We start from the raw sequence: 13,749 nt of genomic DNA, 5'->3' as shown, positions 1-13,749 counted from the left end.
TCCCCCTCAGTACAGGGTCGGCACCTCGCCGCCCTCGGCCCGGGTGAGCGTGACCCCCGCCAGACCGCGTAGTCGGCGTTCCGCCACGGCGGTCAGCGCGGCGGCGGTCGGCGGGGTCTGCCCCAGGCCGACGGCGTAGCGGGCGGGGGCCGTGGTGAAAGGGCGGGGCCAGGCGTGGCAGTCGGGGGCCAGTTCGGCGAGGTCCGTGATCAGGGCCCGCATCCTGCCCCGGACCCGGCCCTCGTCCGCGCCCTCGTCCCGGCTCCCGTCCCCGCCCGAACCCACCGTCACGATCGCCCAGGCGGCGTGGCGGCGGTGGAGCGGGGGAGGGGCGAGGAGGTCGGGGAACGAGCCGCCCTCCTCCAGCAACTCCCAGGCGCGGAACAGCTCTTGTGCCACGAGGTCGCGCATGCCCTCCGTGACCTGCTCCGTGCAGGAACGGACCGGGGCGGACGGGGTCGCGACCGTGAGGGGCCCGGCGGGAACTCCGTCCAGCTCACCCACCGGCTCTCGCCAGTCCCACGCCGCCCACGTCGCGAAGAAGTTCCGGAGGAGGTCGGCCGGTGGCAGATCGGCCGATCGCGCCGCCGTGCGGGCCGCCAGCACGGACCACGCCAGGCCCGGCAGCCCGCCGAACGGTGCCGAGTCCAGGCCCCTCGCCCTCGCCCATGCCTTGACCTGCCTGGCCAGTCGCGTGAAGGCCGCACCACGGTCGCCCACCGACGCGAGCACGGCCTCCGCGTCGCCCACCGACACGAGCACCGCCTCCGCGTCGCCCACCGACACGAGCACCGCCTCCGCGTCGCTCACCGCGCTGAGCGCGATCGCCGCCGCCTCGCCCAACTCGGCCCGCCGCGCCACCGCCTCGACGGGATCCATCGCGCCGGTCGCCACGACGACCAGGTCCACGTCCAGTCCGTACAGCCGCATCCGGAGGCCGGGCACACGGGCGCCGACCACTTCGCGCATGCCGACCGCCTCGGGCAGGGCCTCGGTCAACTTCTCCTGTACGGAGGCGACTTCGACCGACCCGGGCAGCGCCGCCACCAGGTCCAGATCCGCGCCGGGCAGCGCGCAGCCCATCCGCCGGGAGCCGACGACGTGCACGACACCGTCAGGGAACGCGTCCGCCACGAGGCGCGTGACCCGGTTCGCCACGGCGAGGTCGGCGCCGCTGTCCTCGCCGTCCCCGTCCGCCCCGTACGGCGTCGGCTCCTCCCGCCACCGCACCTCCCCCGTACCCAGGGCCACCGTCCCCCGCACCCGCATCGGCTCGTCCCCACGCCGCGACAGCAGCGCCAGCTCGCCGACCCTGGCCGACAGGGGCGTGAGGCGGGCCGCGCAGGCGGCGGCCAGCGCGTTCGGGTCGGTGGTGCGGCCCAGGCTCAGATGCGGGGTGAAGCCCTCGTGCCGGCCACGACAGCGCGGGAAGCGTCGTACGAGGGTGCTGTGCAGCTCGGCCCAGGGCCCCTCCCCGTCCGCCGCCGGGTCGAGCCACACCGTCGCGTCGTCCCGGTGGCCGAACCAGTGCACGCCCTCCAGCCGGACGTCGAACGGAGCCGTCGTGGCCCCCGCGAGAGCCGAGGCCGCGTCCTCGAAAGCGTGTTCCGGTACGAAGCCGAAGAGGACGTTCACATGCGGGGGCCAGCGGTGGATCTGCGGGTCGTGCTCCCGGCGGATGTCCTGCAGCGGCGGCCACAGCTCCTCGGGAGGCAGCCAGGCCAGTGCCGTACGCGCCGTCGGACGGACGTCGAGGCTCGCGGGGGTGTCCGTGTCCGGGCCGGCCGGGGCCACCTCCGCCCGCACCCCGTAGTGGTCCGAGATGTACAGCCCCTCCGGCGTCGGCGCGTCCCCGTAGAGCTCGGCCCGTGCCACCCGCAGCCCCTCCCCGCGCAGCAGGACCCGGTCCAGGCGGGACGCCCGCCCCGACAGGGACGAGATCGCGGCCAGGGGGTTCGCCCCCGGGTCGAAGGTCGGGGTCGCGTCGGCGGCGCCGTGCGTCTCGCTCCACGCGTCCCGCATGCCCAGGCTCGTCTGCGGGGTGGCACCGCCGTCGTTGAAGTCGCCCAGCAACAGCAGGTCGGCGTCCAGCCCCGCCAACCCCTCGGCGACACGGGCCAGTTCGGTGGCGCGGCGGCCCGCCCCGTCGGTGGAGTGGTCACTGCTCAGATGCGTCGCCGCCACGACGAGGGGGCGTGCGCCCGCTTCCACGACCACGGCGGTCACCGCTTTGTGCGGGCCCAGCGCGTGGAACGCGGCCTCGCGGACCGGCAACCGGCTCAGGAGGAGCAGGCCGCACTCGTCCACGTCCCGCCCGCGCGGATCCGTCCCCAGGGTCCAGCCGTCCCGTACCCAGGGTTCGCGCAACAGCATGGCCAGCAGCTCCGCCTCGACCTCCTGCAACGCGATCACGTCCACGTCGGCCGCACGCAGCGCCCGCAGCAGCAGCGGCCTGCGGCGGGCGCTGTCGATGAGGTCGGCGTCGTAGCGGTCCCAGAGGGTGTTCCAGGTCAGTACGCGTACGGCTCCCGCGGCGGCGCTGCCCGGTGAGCGCGCGGGGGCCCAGTCCTCTCCGTCCCACGCGTACGGCGTGCGCGCCGTGAAGAACGGCGCTCGGAGCAGACGAGCCTCCCGTACGCGCCCCGCGTCCGTCGCGTCGATCCGGTCCGTCCCCGTGGCCCGGTCCCAGACCAGCTCGCCGTCCGCCTCGAAGAACAGCACCCGGTGCCACGGGATCTCGCCGCCGGGCACGAACGCGGGCAGCGGGACCCGCTTGGGGGCGGCGTTCCGCTGGAGCACGCCGAGCACGAAGCGGGCCGGGTCGAAGCGCGCGTCCCAGCGCACCCGGTGGTAGATCTCCTCGCTCGTCCGCACGGTTCCTCGGACCTCTCCCTCAGATCTCGTCCTCTATGGTCCCGCTCGCACCGATGTACCAGGTGCGGTGGGCGTCGCCCGGATACGGCGGGGTGAAGCGGCGCAGCTGTGCCGTGAGCACGTCCGGCGGCACGGGGTGCTCGCGGCGGCCGTTGCGGCGGACCAGCTCGTCCTCGTCGACCAGGACCACGGCGTGGGTGATCAGGGCGTTGCGGCGGTGGGCGACCGCGTGCACCAGTGAGCGCTGCTGGTGTGTGAGGGAGGTGGCGTCCCACACCGTCGTCCCGCCGGCGGCGAGCGCCGCGTCCAGCCGGTCGAGCCCGGCGCGCAGTACATCGGCGTTGGCCCGCTGGTCGGCGCGTGCGCCGCGCGCGGCGCGCAGGTCGTCCAGTGATACATACGTGTCCACGCCCGCGAGCCCCCGCGCGAACGTGCTCTTGCCGCTGCCCGCCGGGCCGACCAGCTGGATCAGCCTCGGGAAGGCCCCCGACCGCCACCGCCAGGTGGCCGCGACGGCCCCCGCCGCGTCTATCACGCGCCCCCGTGCGTACGCCTCCCGCGCCTCGGCCCGGCACCGGACCGCCGCGTCGGCCGGCAGCTCGGCGAACGCCTCCGCCAAGGCCCCCTCGTCGAGGCCCCGCACCTCCTCGGCGTGCAGCGCGGACCACTCCACCTGCTCGCGCGCCTCGTCCGTCGCCGCCGTGGCGCGGGCGACCGCGTGCAGCAGACCGAGATCGGCGGCCAGGGACAGCCGGGCCAGACCGGTCCGGCGGTCCTCGTCGGGATACGGCCGGTGCAGCGCGGTGTGCAGCCCCACGAGGTCGGCCACCCGCCGCGCGAGCGGCATCCCCACCGCCCCGGCCAGTCGGGCGGCGACCCGGGCCCGACGGCCGCCCGGGGCGTGCTCGTGCAACAGCGCGGCCAGGACGCCGACGAGCCGCTCGTCCCCGGTCCGCCCCTCCGGGGCGAAGCGGGCCACGGCTTCCCGGTCCCCCTCGCCGGGCAGGCCGACGGCCTCCGCCAGCGCCTCGGCGTCCGCCGGCGCGCCGGAGCGCACGGCCCACAGGGGCGCCCGCGCCCCCAGCCCGTTCTCCACCACGGCCGCGTGCATCCAGTGGGTGTCCGTTCGCACGTGCCCGGCCCGCACCCACTTGGCGACCCGCGCGCCGAACTCGTCCGCGGCGAAACCGTCCATGACCCGGACGACGTACCCCTCCTGCCGCCCGAGGTCCAGTCGCAGGGCGCGCAGCGCCTTCTCGTCGAACACGCCCCGCCACAGCACGCGCGGCACGGGGACGCCGAGCCCGCGCAGCAGCTCCACCGTGCGGTCCCAGCCCAGGCAGCGCCCGTCCGCGTCCCACACCGAGAAGCCGTAGAACCAGCTGTCCAGGTCGTCGTACGCGAGGGAGTGGCGCGCGAACATGTTCTCGCCGCACACCCGCCAGCCCGCCGGGACGGCGTGGCCGATCCGTGCCTGGAGCGCCTTGACCCAGGTGCGGGAGGGGTGGTGCGCGGAGTCGAGTGAGCGGGCGTGCAGGCCGTCCGCGTACAGCGTGGTGTTCTCGCCGTCGAGTTTCTCGGTCACGACGACCTCCCGGCCGCGCAGGCCCGACAGGTCGGTGACCCGCAGATCGTCGGCGGTCGCGCCGGGGGACCAGGGCAGATGCCTGGTCCGCGGATAGTGCGTGCGCATGATGGGCGTTCCCCCGTGACAGCCGACTTACCTGATCAGCGTAGGAGCGCGGCTCGCGGGCGGGCGAGCGGATTACGCGCGGCTTGGGGTCCGGGTATGCAGCCCAGAGCGGGTGCCGGGCTCACCTCGATCATGGTGGTGCTCACGGTGACGCTGCGGCCGGCACTGGGGCTGGGGTGTCTGGGAGCGATCAGGGGCGGGGCCGGGCTCGTGTTCCCCGACACCGGGGACGACGCCGGTCCGAGCGAGGCCCCCGGCCGCTCTCCGGACGGTGGCCGCGGCACCCGGGTTTGACCTGTGTCACTCTCGGGGTAATCTCTCCGGCTCGATTGGCGGAGGCGCTGCGCCGTATGGCAGACTAGCGGGGTTGCTCGGTCGAGTGTTGATGCTGCGCGCCTCCCGCCGGGAGGACCGGAAGCGAGTCCCACAGTACTCGTCGCCCCAACTGCCTCATGGCAGCGCTGGAGCGGACGTACGGGAATCTTTCGGGAAGTGTCAGTGCGGCGCCGGCCAGGCACCCGGTGGGCCTCCGCCCCCGGCCCGCGGTACCGGAAGGGCCGCGTTTCCCAAGACTGGGATGCTCGAACAAGGGGCATCTGTGTCAGCGGGAGCGCGACACGCCCGACCGCGTGGGTCGGAGGAGCGGGTGACGGAACACCGGGTTCCAGAGCGTTAAACGAGACAAAGGACTACTGAGTAGCCATGGCGGGACAGAAGATCCGCATCCGGCTCAAGGCCTACGACCACGAGGTCATCGACTCCTCGGCGAAGAAGATCGTCGAGACGGTGACCCGCACTGGTGCGTCGGTCGCGGGCCCGGTGCCGCTGCCCACTGAGAAGAACGTGTACTGCGTCATCAAGTCGCCGCACAAGTACAAGGACTCGCGCGAGCACTTCGAGATGCGCACGCACAAGCGCCTGATCGACATCCTCGACCCGACGCCCAAGACCGTTGACTCTCTGATGCGACTCGACCTCCCGGCCGGTGTCGACATCGAGATCAAGCTCTGAGGGTCGGTGATCTGAGAATGGCTAAGCAGATCAAGGGCATCCTGGGCGAGAAGCTCGGCATGACGCAGGTGTGGGACGAGAACAACCGTGTTGTTCCGGTCACCGTCGTCAAGGCCGGCCCCAACGTCGTGACCCAGGTCCGTACGAACGATGTCGACGGCTACGAGTCGGTCCAGATCGCCTTCGGCGAGATCGACCCGCGCAAGGTGAACAAGCCCCTCAAGGGCCACTTCGCCAAGGCCGACGTCACCCCCCGCCGCCACCTCGTCGAGATCCGCACCGCGGACGCCTCCGAGTACACGCTGGGCCAGGAGATCTCCGCCGAGGTCTTCGAGGCCGGCGTCAAGGTGGACGTGACCGGCAAGAGCAAGGGCAAGGGCTTCGCCGGTGTCATGAAGCGTCACAACTTCAAGGGCCTCGGCGCCGGACACGGCACCCAGCGCAAGCACCGCTCTCCCGGCTCCATCGGTGGCTGCGCCACCCCGGGCCGTGTGTTCAAGGGCCTCCGCATGGCGGGTCGCATGGGCAACGAGCGGGTCACCACCCAGAACCTGACCGTCCACGCCGTTGACGCGGAGAAGGGTCTGCTGCTCATCAAGGGCGCGGTTCCCGGTCCGAACGGCGGCCTCGTCCTGGTCCGCACCGCGGCCAAGGGGGCCTGAGGTACCGATGAGCACTGTTGACATCCTTTCGCCTGCCGGCGAGAAGACCGGAAGCGTCGAACTCCCCGCGGAGATCTTCGGCGTGGAGAAGGTCAGCATCCCGCTGATCCACCAGGTCGTCGTCGCGCAGAACGCGGCTGCCCGCCAGGGCACGCACAAGACCAAGACCCGCGGCGAAGTCCGTGGTGGCGGTAAGAAGCCTTACCGGCAGAAGGGCACCGGCCGCGCCCGTCAGGGCTCGACCCGCGCGCCGCAGTTCGCCGGTGGTGGCGTCGTGCACGGTCCCGTGCCGCGTGACTACTCGCAGCGGACCCCGAAGAAGATGAAGGCCGCGGCCCTGCGCCACGCCCTCACCGACCGGGCCCGCCACAACCGCATCCACGTCGTCTCCGGCGTGATCGAGGGCGAGAACCCCTCCACGAAGGCCGCCAAGTCGCTGTTCGGCAAGATCTCGGAGCGCAAGAACCTGCTCCTGGTCGTCGAGCGCGCCGACGAGGCCGCGTGGCTCTCCGCCCGCAACCTGCCCCAGGTCCACATCCTGGAGCCGGGCCAGCTGAACACGTACGACGTGATCGTCTCGGACGACGTGGTCTTCACCCAGGCCGCTCTCGAGTCCTTCGTCGCCGGCCCGCAGGCCAACGACACCGAAGGGAGCGAGGCCTGATGGCTACGCGTCACCCGAGCATTGCCTCCAAGGCTGCCAAGGCCGCCAAGGCCGCGCGCGTCGCCAAGGCGCGTCGCCACGCCGCCGAGGGCAAGAACACCGTCGTCACCGCCCCCAGCAAGGCGTTCACGGACCCCCGTGACGTGCTGCTGAAGCCGGTCGTGTCGGAGAAGAGCTACGCGCTCCTCGACGAGGGCAAGTACACCTTCATCGTGGCCCCCGGCGCCAACAAGACCCAGATCAAGCAGGCCGTCCAGGCGGTCTTCTCGGTCAAGGTCACCGGGGTCAACACGATCAACCGCCAGGGCAAGCGCAAGCGGACCCGCACGGGCTTCGGCAAGCGTGCCGACAGCAAGCGCGCGATCGTGACCCTTGCCGAGGGCGACCGTATCGACATCTTCGGCGGTCCGACCGCGTAAGCGGGTCGGATCGTCCGATATCGGACGAGGACTGAGAAATGGGAATCCGCAAGTACAAGCCGACTACGCCGGGCCGTCGTGGTTCCAGCGTCGCCGACTTCGTCGAGATCACGCGGTCCACGCCGGAGAAGTCGCTGGTCCGCCCCCTGCACAGCAAGGGCGGCCGTAACAACGCCGGTCGTGTGACCGTTCGCCACCAGGGTGGCGGACACAAGCGCGCCTACCGTGTCATCGACTTCCGTCGTCACGACAAGGACGGCGTGCCGGCGAAGGTCGCGCACATCGAGTACGACCCCAACCGCACCGCGCGCATCGCGCTGCTGCACTACGCCGACGGCGAGAAGCGCTACATCCTCGCCCCGCGCAACCTGCAGCAGGGTGACCGTGTGGAGAACGGTCCCGGGGCCGACATCAAGCCGGGCAACAACCTGGCGCTCCGCAACATCCCGGTCGGTACCACGATCCACGCGATCGAGCTCCGTCCCGGTGGCGGCGCCAAGTTCGCCCGCTCCGCCGGTGCCTCCGTGCAGCTGCTCGCGAAGGAGGGCGCCTACGCCCACCTCCGCATGCCGTCCGGTGAGATCCGCCTGGTCGACGTGCGCTGCCGCGCCACCGTCGGCGAGGTCGGCAACGCCGAGCAGAGCAACATCAACTGGGGCAAGGCCGGCCGCAAGCGCTGGCTGGGCGTCCGCCCGACCGTCCGCGGTGTGGCGATGAACCCGGTTGACCACCCCCACGGTGGTGGTGAGGGCAAGACCTCCGGTGGTCGCCACCCGGTCAGCCCCTGGGGTCAGAAGGAAGGTCGTACTCGTTCGCCCAAGAAGGCGTCGAACAAGTACATCGTCCGCCGCCGCAAGACGAACAAGAAGCGCTAGGAGCGGGTTTAGATGCCGCGCAGTCTCAAGAAGGGGCCCTTCGTCGACGACCACCTGATCAAGAAGGTGGACGCCCAGAACGAAGCAGGCACCAAGAACGTCATCAAGACCTGGTCCCGTCGCTCGATGATCATCCCGGCCATGCTCGGCCACACGATCGCGGTGCACAACGGCAAGACCCACATTCCGGTGTTCGTCACCGAGTCGATGGTCGGCCACAAGCTCGGCGAGTTCTCGCCGACGCGCACCTTCCGGGGTCACGTCAAGGACGACCGGAAGTCGAAGCGCCGCTAACGCGGGGTGGAATGACCATGACAGACACTGGAAGGACAACCATGGAAGCCAGGGCCCAGGCGCGGTACATCCGCGTTACGCCCATGAAGGCCCGCCGCGTGGTGGACCTCATCCGTGGCATGGATGCCACGGAGGCTCAGGCGGTCCTGCGTTTCGCCCCGCAGGCCGCGAGCGTGCCGGTCGGCAAGGTGCTGGACAGCGCCATTGCCAACGCCGCGCACAACTACGACCACACGGACGCCTCTTCGCTGGTCATCAGCGAGGCGTACGTGGACGAGGGTCCGACCCTGAAGCGGTTCCGTCCGCGTGCCCAGGGCCGTGCCTACCGGATCCGCAAGCGGACCAGCCACATCACCGTGGTCGTCAGCAGCAAGGAAGGAACCCGGTAATGGGCCAGAAGGTAAACCCGCATGGGTTCCGGCTCGGTGTCACGACCGACTTCAAGTCGCGTTGGTACGCCGACAAGCTGTACAAGGACTACGTCAAGGAAGACGTCGCCATCCGTCGGATGATGACGTCCGGCATGGAGCGCGCCGGCATCTCCAAGGTCGAGATCGAGCGCACCCGTGACCGCGTCCGCGTGGACATCCACACCGCGCGTCCGGGCATCGTCATCGGCCGCCGTGGCGCCGAGGCCGACCGCATCCGCGGTGACCTCGAGAAGCTCACGGGCAAGCAGGTCCAGCTGAACATTCTCGAGGTCAAGAACCCCGAGACGGACGCTCAGCTGGTTGCTCAGGCCGTCGCCGAGCAGCTCTCCTCCCGCGTCTCCTTCCGTCGGGCCATGCGCAAGAGCATGCAGTCCGCCATGAAGGCCGGCGCCAAGGGCATCAAGATCCAGTGCGGTGGCCGCCTCGGTGGCGCCGAGATGTCCCGCTCGGAGTTCTACCGCGAGGGCCGTGTGCCCCTGCACACGCTCCGCGCGAACGTGGACTACGGCTTCTTCGAGGCCAAGACGACCTTCGGCCGCATCGGTGTGAAGGTCTGGATCTACAAGGGCGACGTCAAGAACATCGCCGAGGTCCGCGCCGAGAACGCCGCTGCCCGTGCGGGTAACCGCCCGGCGCGCGGCGGTGCCGACCGCCCGGCCCGTGGTGGCCGCGGTGGCGAGCGGCGCGGTCGCAAGCCGCAGCAGGCTGCCGGCGCCGAGGCCCCCAAGGCCGAGGCTCCCGCGTCCGCCGCTCCGGCTGAGAGCACCGGAACGGAGGCCTGACCGACATGCTGATCCCCCGTAGGGTCAAGCACCGCAAGCAGCACCACCCGAAGCGCCGTGGTCAGGCCAAGGGCGGTACGACGGTCGCGTTCGGCGAGTACGGCATTCAGGCCCTCACGCCGGCGTACGTGACCAACCGCCAGATCGAGGCGGCCCGTATCGCGATGACCCGCCACATCAAGCGTGGTGGCAAGGTCTGGATCAACATCTACCCGGACCGCCCGCTCACGAAGAAGCCCGCCGAGACCCGCATGGGTTCCGGTAAGGGTTCGCCGGAGTGGTGGATCGCGAACGTGCACCCGGGCCGGGTCATGTTCGAGCTGTCCTACCCCAACGAGAAGATCGCCCGTGAGGCCCTGACTCGCGCCGCTCACAAGCTGCCGATGAAGTGCCGGATCGTCAAGCGCGAGGCAGGTGAAGCGTGATGTCGGCCGGTACCAAGGCGTCCGAGCTGCGCGAGCTGGGTGACGAGGAGCTGCTGAACAAGCTCCGCGAAGCCAAGGAAGAACTGTTCAACCTCCGCTTCCAGGCGGCGACCGGACAGCTCGAGAACCATGGCCGTCTGAAGGCGGTCCGCAAGGACATCGCGCGGATCTACACCCTGATGCGCGAGCGTGAGCTGGGCATCGAAACGGTGGAGAACGCCTGATGAGCGAGAACAACGTGACTGAGACGAACACCGAGGCGCGCGGATTCCGCAAGACCCGTGAGGGCATCGTCGTCAGCGACAAGATGGACAAGACCGTCGTCGTCGCCGTCGAGGACCGCAAGAAGCACGCCCTGTACGGCAAGGTCATCCGCAGCACGAGCAAGCTCAAGGCGCACGACGAGCAGAACGCCGCCGGCGTCGGCGACCGTGTCCTCCTCATGGAGACCCGGCCGCTGTCCGCCACGAAGCACTGGCGCGTCGTCGAGATCCTCGAGAAGGCCAAGTAATTTCCTGCGGGCAAACCCGCAGGACAGTTCCGCCAGGCTCCGGGGGCCGTTCCTGAACGGCCCCCGGGGAACCGGCAGACAATCAGGAGATAGACGTGATCCAGCAGGAGTCGCGACTGCGTGTCGCCGACAACACTGGTGCGAAGGAAATCCTTTGCATCCGTGTGCTCGGTGGCTCCGGTCGCCGCTACGCGGGCATCGGTGACGTCATCGTCGCCACCGTCAAGGACGCGATCCCCGGTGGCAACGTGAAGAAGGGTGACGTCGTCAAGGCGGTCATCGTTCGCACCGTCAAGGAGCGCCGCCGTCCGGACGGCTCGTACATCCGCTTCGACGAGAACGCCGCCGTCATTCTGAAGAACGACGGCGACCCTCGCGGCACCCGTATCTTCGGCCCCGTCGGCCGTGAGCTGCGCGAGAAGAAGTTCATGAAGATCATCTCGCTCGCGCCGGAGGTGCTGTAAGCATGAAGATCAAGAAGGGCGACCTGGTCCAGGTCATCACCGGTAAGGACAAGGGCAAGCAGGGCAAGGTCATCGCGGCCTTCCCCCGCGAGGACCGCGTCCTGGTCGAGGGTGTCAACCGGGTCAAGAAGCACACCAAGGCCGGCCCGACCGCTCGCGGTTCGCAGGCCGGTGGCATCGTCACGACCGAGGCCCCGATCCACGTCTCCAACGTCCAGCTGGTCGTGGAGAAGGACGGCAAGAAGGTCGTCACGCGTGTCGGTTACCGCTTCGACGACGAGGGCAACAAGGTTCGCGTTGCCAAGCGGACGGGTGAGGACATCTGATGGCTACCACCACGACTCCGCGTCTCAAGACGAAGTACCGCGAGGAGATCGCGGGCAAGCTGCGTGACGAGTTCAAGTACGAGAACGTCATGCAGATCCCCGGCCTCGTCAAGATCGTGGTCAACATGGGTGTGGGCGACGCCGCCCGCGACTCCAAGCTGATCGAGGGCGCCATCCGCGACCTCACCACGATCACCGGTCAGAAGCCGGCCGTCACCAAGGCCCGTAAGTCCATCGCGCAGTTCAAGCTGCGTGAGGGCCAGCCGATCGGTGCCCACGTCACGCTCCGTGGCGACCGCATGTGGGAGTTCCTGGACCGCACCCTGTCGCTCGCGCTCCCGCGCATCCGCGACTTCCGTGGTCTGTCCCCCAAGCAGTTCGACGGCCGTGGCAACTACACCTTCGGTCTCACCGAGCAGGTCATGTTCCACGAGATCGACCAGGACAAGATCGACCGCACCCGGGGTATGGACATCACCGTGGTGACCACGGCGACCAACGACGCTGAGGGCCGTGCGCTCCTCCGTCACCTCGGCTTCCCCTTCAAGGAGGCGTGAGCGAGATGGCGAAGAAGGCTCTGATCGCGAAGGCTGCTCGCAAGCCCAAGTTCGGTGTGCGTGGTTACACGCGCTGCCAGCGCTGCGGCCGTCCCCACTCCGTGTACCGCAAGTTCGGCCTGTGCCGCGTGTGCCTTCGTGAGATGGCTCACCGTGGCGAGCTGCCGGGCGTGACCAAGAGCTCCTGGTAATCCCGCCTTTTAGGGATTCCCGAAGCTCTCGGTAAGCACTGGGCGTGTCAGGCGCCCGCCCTTCCATGGCTTAGGCTTGGAGGGTTGGGCGCCTGATGGTCGCCCGTACGACTTACTACGCCGTAGGTCCACCGCGCCGCACCCGCCCCGTCTCGGATCGGGGAGAGGGATGGCGCACCAGGAAACCCCGGCGAGAGAGGCCGAAGGCCAATTCATGACCATGACTGATCCGATCGCAGACATGCTTACGCGTCTGCGGAACGCGAACTCGGCATACCACGACTCCGTGACGATGCCGGCATCGAAGATCAAGTCTCACATCGCGGAGATCCTCCAGCAGGAGGGCTTCATCACGGGCTGGAAGGTCGAGGACGCCGAGGTCGGCAAGAACCTCGTCCTGGAGCTGAAGTTCGGCCCCAACCGTGAGCGCTCCATCGCGGGCATCAAGCGGATCTCCAAGCCCGGTCTCCGGGTTTACGCGAAGTCCACCAACCTGCCGAAGGTGCTCGGCGGCCTCGGCGTGGCGATCATCTCCACGTCGCACGGGCTCCTCACCGACAAGCAGGCCGGCAAGAAGGGCGTAGGCGGAGAAGTCCTCGCCTACGTCTGGTAGCGGAAGGGAACGGAGGAAACAGCTATGTCGCGCATTGGCAAGCTCCCCATCACGGTTCCCGCCGGCGTGGACGTCACCATCGACGGCCAGACGGTCTCGGTCAAGGGCCCCAAGGGCACGCTGACCCACACCGTCGTCGCGCCGATCGAGATCGCCAAGGGTGAGGACGGCGTCCTGAACGTCACCCGCCCCAACGACGAGCGTCAGAGCAAGGCCCTGCACGGCCTGTCCCGCACGCTGGTGGCGAACATGATCACCGGCGTGACCCAGGGTTACGTGAAGAAGCTCGAGATCAGCGGTGTCGGTTACCGCGTGCAGGCCAAGGGTTCGAACCTCGAGTTCGCGCTCGGCTACAGCCACCCGATCACCGTCGAGGCGCCCGAGGGCATCACCTTCAAGGTGGAGAACCCCACCCGGTTCTCGGTCGAGGGCATCGACAAGCAGAAGGTCGGCGAGGTTGCGGCCAACATCCGCAAGCTGCGCAAGCCCGACCCGTACAAGGCCAAGGGCGTCAAGTACGAGGGCGAAGTCATCCGCCGCAAGGTCGGAAAGGCGGGTAAGTAAGCCATGGCATACGGTACGAAGATCGCTAAGGGCGACGCTTACAAGCGTGCAGCCATCAAGCGGCGCCACATCCGGATCCGTAAGAAGGTCAACGGTACGGCTGAGCGTCCCCGCCTGGTCGTGACCCGCTCGAACCGCCACATCGTGGCCCAGGTGATCGACGACCTCAAGGGTCACACCCTTGCGTCGGCGTCCACCCTGGACTCGTCGATCCGTGGTGCGTCGGAGGACAAGTCGGCGCAGGCCGGCAAGGTCGGCGCCCTGGTCGCCGAGCGTGCCAAGGCCGCCGGTGTCGAGGCCGTTGTGTTCGACCGAGGTGGTAACCGGTACGCGGGTCGCATCGCGGCCCTGGCCGACGCCGCCCGCGAGGCCGGGCTCAAGTTCTGAGCTCGC

At 69.6% G+C, this 13,749-nt stretch carries 21 protein-coding genes; 19 read left to right on the top strand and 2 right to left on the bottom strand.

Features of this window, described 5'->3' with window-relative positions:
* Positions 1-6 precede the first annotated feature (6 nt).
* Together K1J60_RS17280 and K1J60_RS17275 are read right to left on the bottom strand one after the other, a co-directional pair.
* Positions 7-2,874 carry a poly(A) polymerase gene (locus tag K1J60_RS17280; protein ID WP_220646988.1) on the bottom strand — a complete coding sequence of 956 codons (2,868 nt, stop codon included), beginning with the start codon at positions 2,872-2,874 and terminating at the stop codon, positions 7-9.
* A gap of 19 nt (positions 2,875-2,893) precedes the next feature.
* On the bottom strand, positions 2,894-4,567 hold the full coding sequence (locus K1J60_RS17275; protein WP_220646987.1) for an RNA ligase family protein: 1,674 nt from the start codon (positions 4,565-4,567) through the stop codon (positions 2,894-2,896).
* 96 nt (positions 4,568-4,663) lie between these two features.
* Between K1J60_RS17275 and K1J60_RS17270 the strand changes: the two genes are divergently transcribed.
* From K1J60_RS17270 to rplR, 19 genes are all read left to right on the top strand, one after another.
* Positions 4,664-4,861 (top strand): hypothetical protein, encoded by a 198-nt coding sequence (locus K1J60_RS17270; RefSeq protein WP_220646986.1) that lies wholly within the window; start codon positions 4,664-4,666, stop codon positions 4,859-4,861.
* A 408-nt stretch (positions 4,862-5,269) separates the two neighbouring features.
* Entirely contained in the window at positions 5,270-5,578 is a 309-nt protein-coding gene (rpsJ, locus tag K1J60_RS17265) for a 30S ribosomal protein S10 (RefSeq protein ID WP_003948644.1), read from the top strand.
* Between the two features lie 17 nt (positions 5,579-5,595).
* Entirely contained in the window at positions 5,596-6,240 is a 645-nt protein-coding gene (gene rplC / locus K1J60_RS17260; protein ID WP_005481233.1) for a 50S ribosomal protein L3, read from the top strand.
* Positions 6,241-6,247: 7 nt separating this feature from the next.
* Positions 6,248-6,904: a 50S ribosomal protein L4 gene (rplD, locus tag K1J60_RS17255; protein WP_033528342.1), complete on the top strand. Its 657-nt coding sequence runs from the start codon at positions 6,248-6,250 to the stop codon at positions 6,902-6,904.
* Positions 6,904-7,323 carry a 50S ribosomal protein L23 gene (gene rplW / locus K1J60_RS17250; RefSeq protein WP_062023384.1) on the top strand — a complete coding sequence of 140 codons (420 nt, stop codon included), beginning with the start codon at positions 6,904-6,906 and terminating at the stop codon, positions 7,321-7,323. Before rplD ends, rplW begins: the two co-directional genes overlap by 1 nt.
* 38 nt (positions 7,324-7,361) lie before the next feature.
* Positions 7,362-8,198: a 50S ribosomal protein L2 gene (gene rplB / locus K1J60_RS17245; RefSeq protein WP_055517283.1), complete on the top strand. Its 837-nt coding sequence runs from the start codon at positions 7,362-7,364 to the stop codon at positions 8,196-8,198.
* 12 nt (positions 8,199-8,210) lie between these two features.
* Positions 8,211-8,492, top strand: coding sequence for a 30S ribosomal protein S19 (gene rpsS, locus K1J60_RS17240; RefSeq protein ID WP_033528345.1), 282 nt, complete (start codon positions 8,211-8,213; stop codon positions 8,490-8,492).
* A 41-nt stretch (positions 8,493-8,533) separates the two neighbouring features.
* A complete protein-coding gene (gene rplV / locus K1J60_RS17235; RefSeq protein ID WP_004571827.1) occupies positions 8,534-8,881 on the top strand; it encodes a 50S ribosomal protein L22 in 348 nt (115 codons plus the stop codon).
* Entirely contained in the window at positions 8,881-9,705 is an 825-nt protein-coding gene (gene rpsC / locus K1J60_RS17230; protein ID WP_086560684.1) for a 30S ribosomal protein S3, read from the top strand. The genes rplV and rpsC overlap by 1 nt, the downstream gene beginning before the upstream one ends.
* Before the next feature lie 5 nt (positions 9,706-9,710).
* On the top strand, positions 9,711-10,130 hold the full coding sequence (rplP, locus tag K1J60_RS17225; protein WP_004927269.1) for a 50S ribosomal protein L16: 420 nt from the start codon (positions 9,711-9,713) through the stop codon (positions 10,128-10,130).
* Positions 10,130-10,354 carry a 50S ribosomal protein L29 gene (gene rpmC, locus K1J60_RS17220; RefSeq protein ID WP_030671810.1) on the top strand — a complete coding sequence of 75 codons (225 nt, stop codon included), beginning with the start codon at positions 10,130-10,132 and terminating at the stop codon, positions 10,352-10,354. The genes rplP and rpmC overlap by 1 nt, the downstream gene beginning before the upstream one ends.
* Positions 10,354-10,641, top strand: coding sequence for a 30S ribosomal protein S17 (gene rpsQ, locus K1J60_RS17215; protein ID WP_006130775.1), 288 nt, complete (start codon positions 10,354-10,356; stop codon positions 10,639-10,641). Before rpmC ends, rpsQ begins: the two co-directional genes overlap by 1 nt.
* Positions 10,642-10,736: 95 nt before the next feature.
* Complete coding sequence (rplN, locus tag K1J60_RS17210) at positions 10,737-11,105, top strand: 50S ribosomal protein L14 (protein ID WP_003998823.1); 369 nt, start codon at positions 10,737-10,739, stop codon at positions 11,103-11,105.
* A gap of 2 nt (positions 11,106-11,107) precedes the next feature.
* Complete coding sequence (gene rplX, locus K1J60_RS17205; RefSeq protein WP_033528346.1) at positions 11,108-11,431, top strand: 50S ribosomal protein L24; 324 nt, start codon at positions 11,108-11,110, stop codon at positions 11,429-11,431.
* A complete protein-coding gene (gene rplE, locus K1J60_RS17200; protein WP_020135807.1) occupies positions 11,431-11,988 on the top strand; it encodes a 50S ribosomal protein L5 in 558 nt (185 codons plus the stop codon). The genes rplX and rplE overlap by 1 nt, the downstream gene beginning before the upstream one ends.
* Before the next feature lie 5 nt (positions 11,989-11,993).
* Complete coding sequence (locus tag K1J60_RS17195; RefSeq protein ID WP_003948630.1) at positions 11,994-12,179, top strand: type Z 30S ribosomal protein S14; 186 nt, start codon at positions 11,994-11,996, stop codon at positions 12,177-12,179.
* Between the two features lie 214 nt (positions 12,180-12,393).
* Positions 12,394-12,792 (top strand): 30S ribosomal protein S8, encoded by a 399-nt coding sequence (rpsH, locus tag K1J60_RS17190; RefSeq protein WP_007384075.1) that lies wholly within the window; start codon positions 12,394-12,396, stop codon positions 12,790-12,792.
* Between the two features lie 24 nt (positions 12,793-12,816).
* Positions 12,817-13,356 carry a 50S ribosomal protein L6 gene (gene rplF, locus K1J60_RS17185; RefSeq protein ID WP_033528347.1) on the top strand — a complete coding sequence of 180 codons (540 nt, stop codon included), beginning with the start codon at positions 12,817-12,819 and terminating at the stop codon, positions 13,354-13,356.
* 3 nt (positions 13,357-13,359) lie between these two features.
* Complete coding sequence (gene rplR, locus K1J60_RS17180) at positions 13,360-13,743, top strand: 50S ribosomal protein L18 (RefSeq protein ID WP_005481210.1); 384 nt, start codon at positions 13,360-13,362, stop codon at positions 13,741-13,743.
* The last annotated feature ends 6 nt before the right edge of the window (positions 13,744-13,749 follow it).

The organism is Streptomyces akebiae (assembly GCF_019599145.1).
GTDB lineage: Bacteria > Actinomycetota > Actinomycetes > Streptomycetales > Streptomycetaceae > Streptomyces > Streptomyces akebiae.
This window is presented reverse-complemented; position numbering and strand designations above follow the sequence as displayed.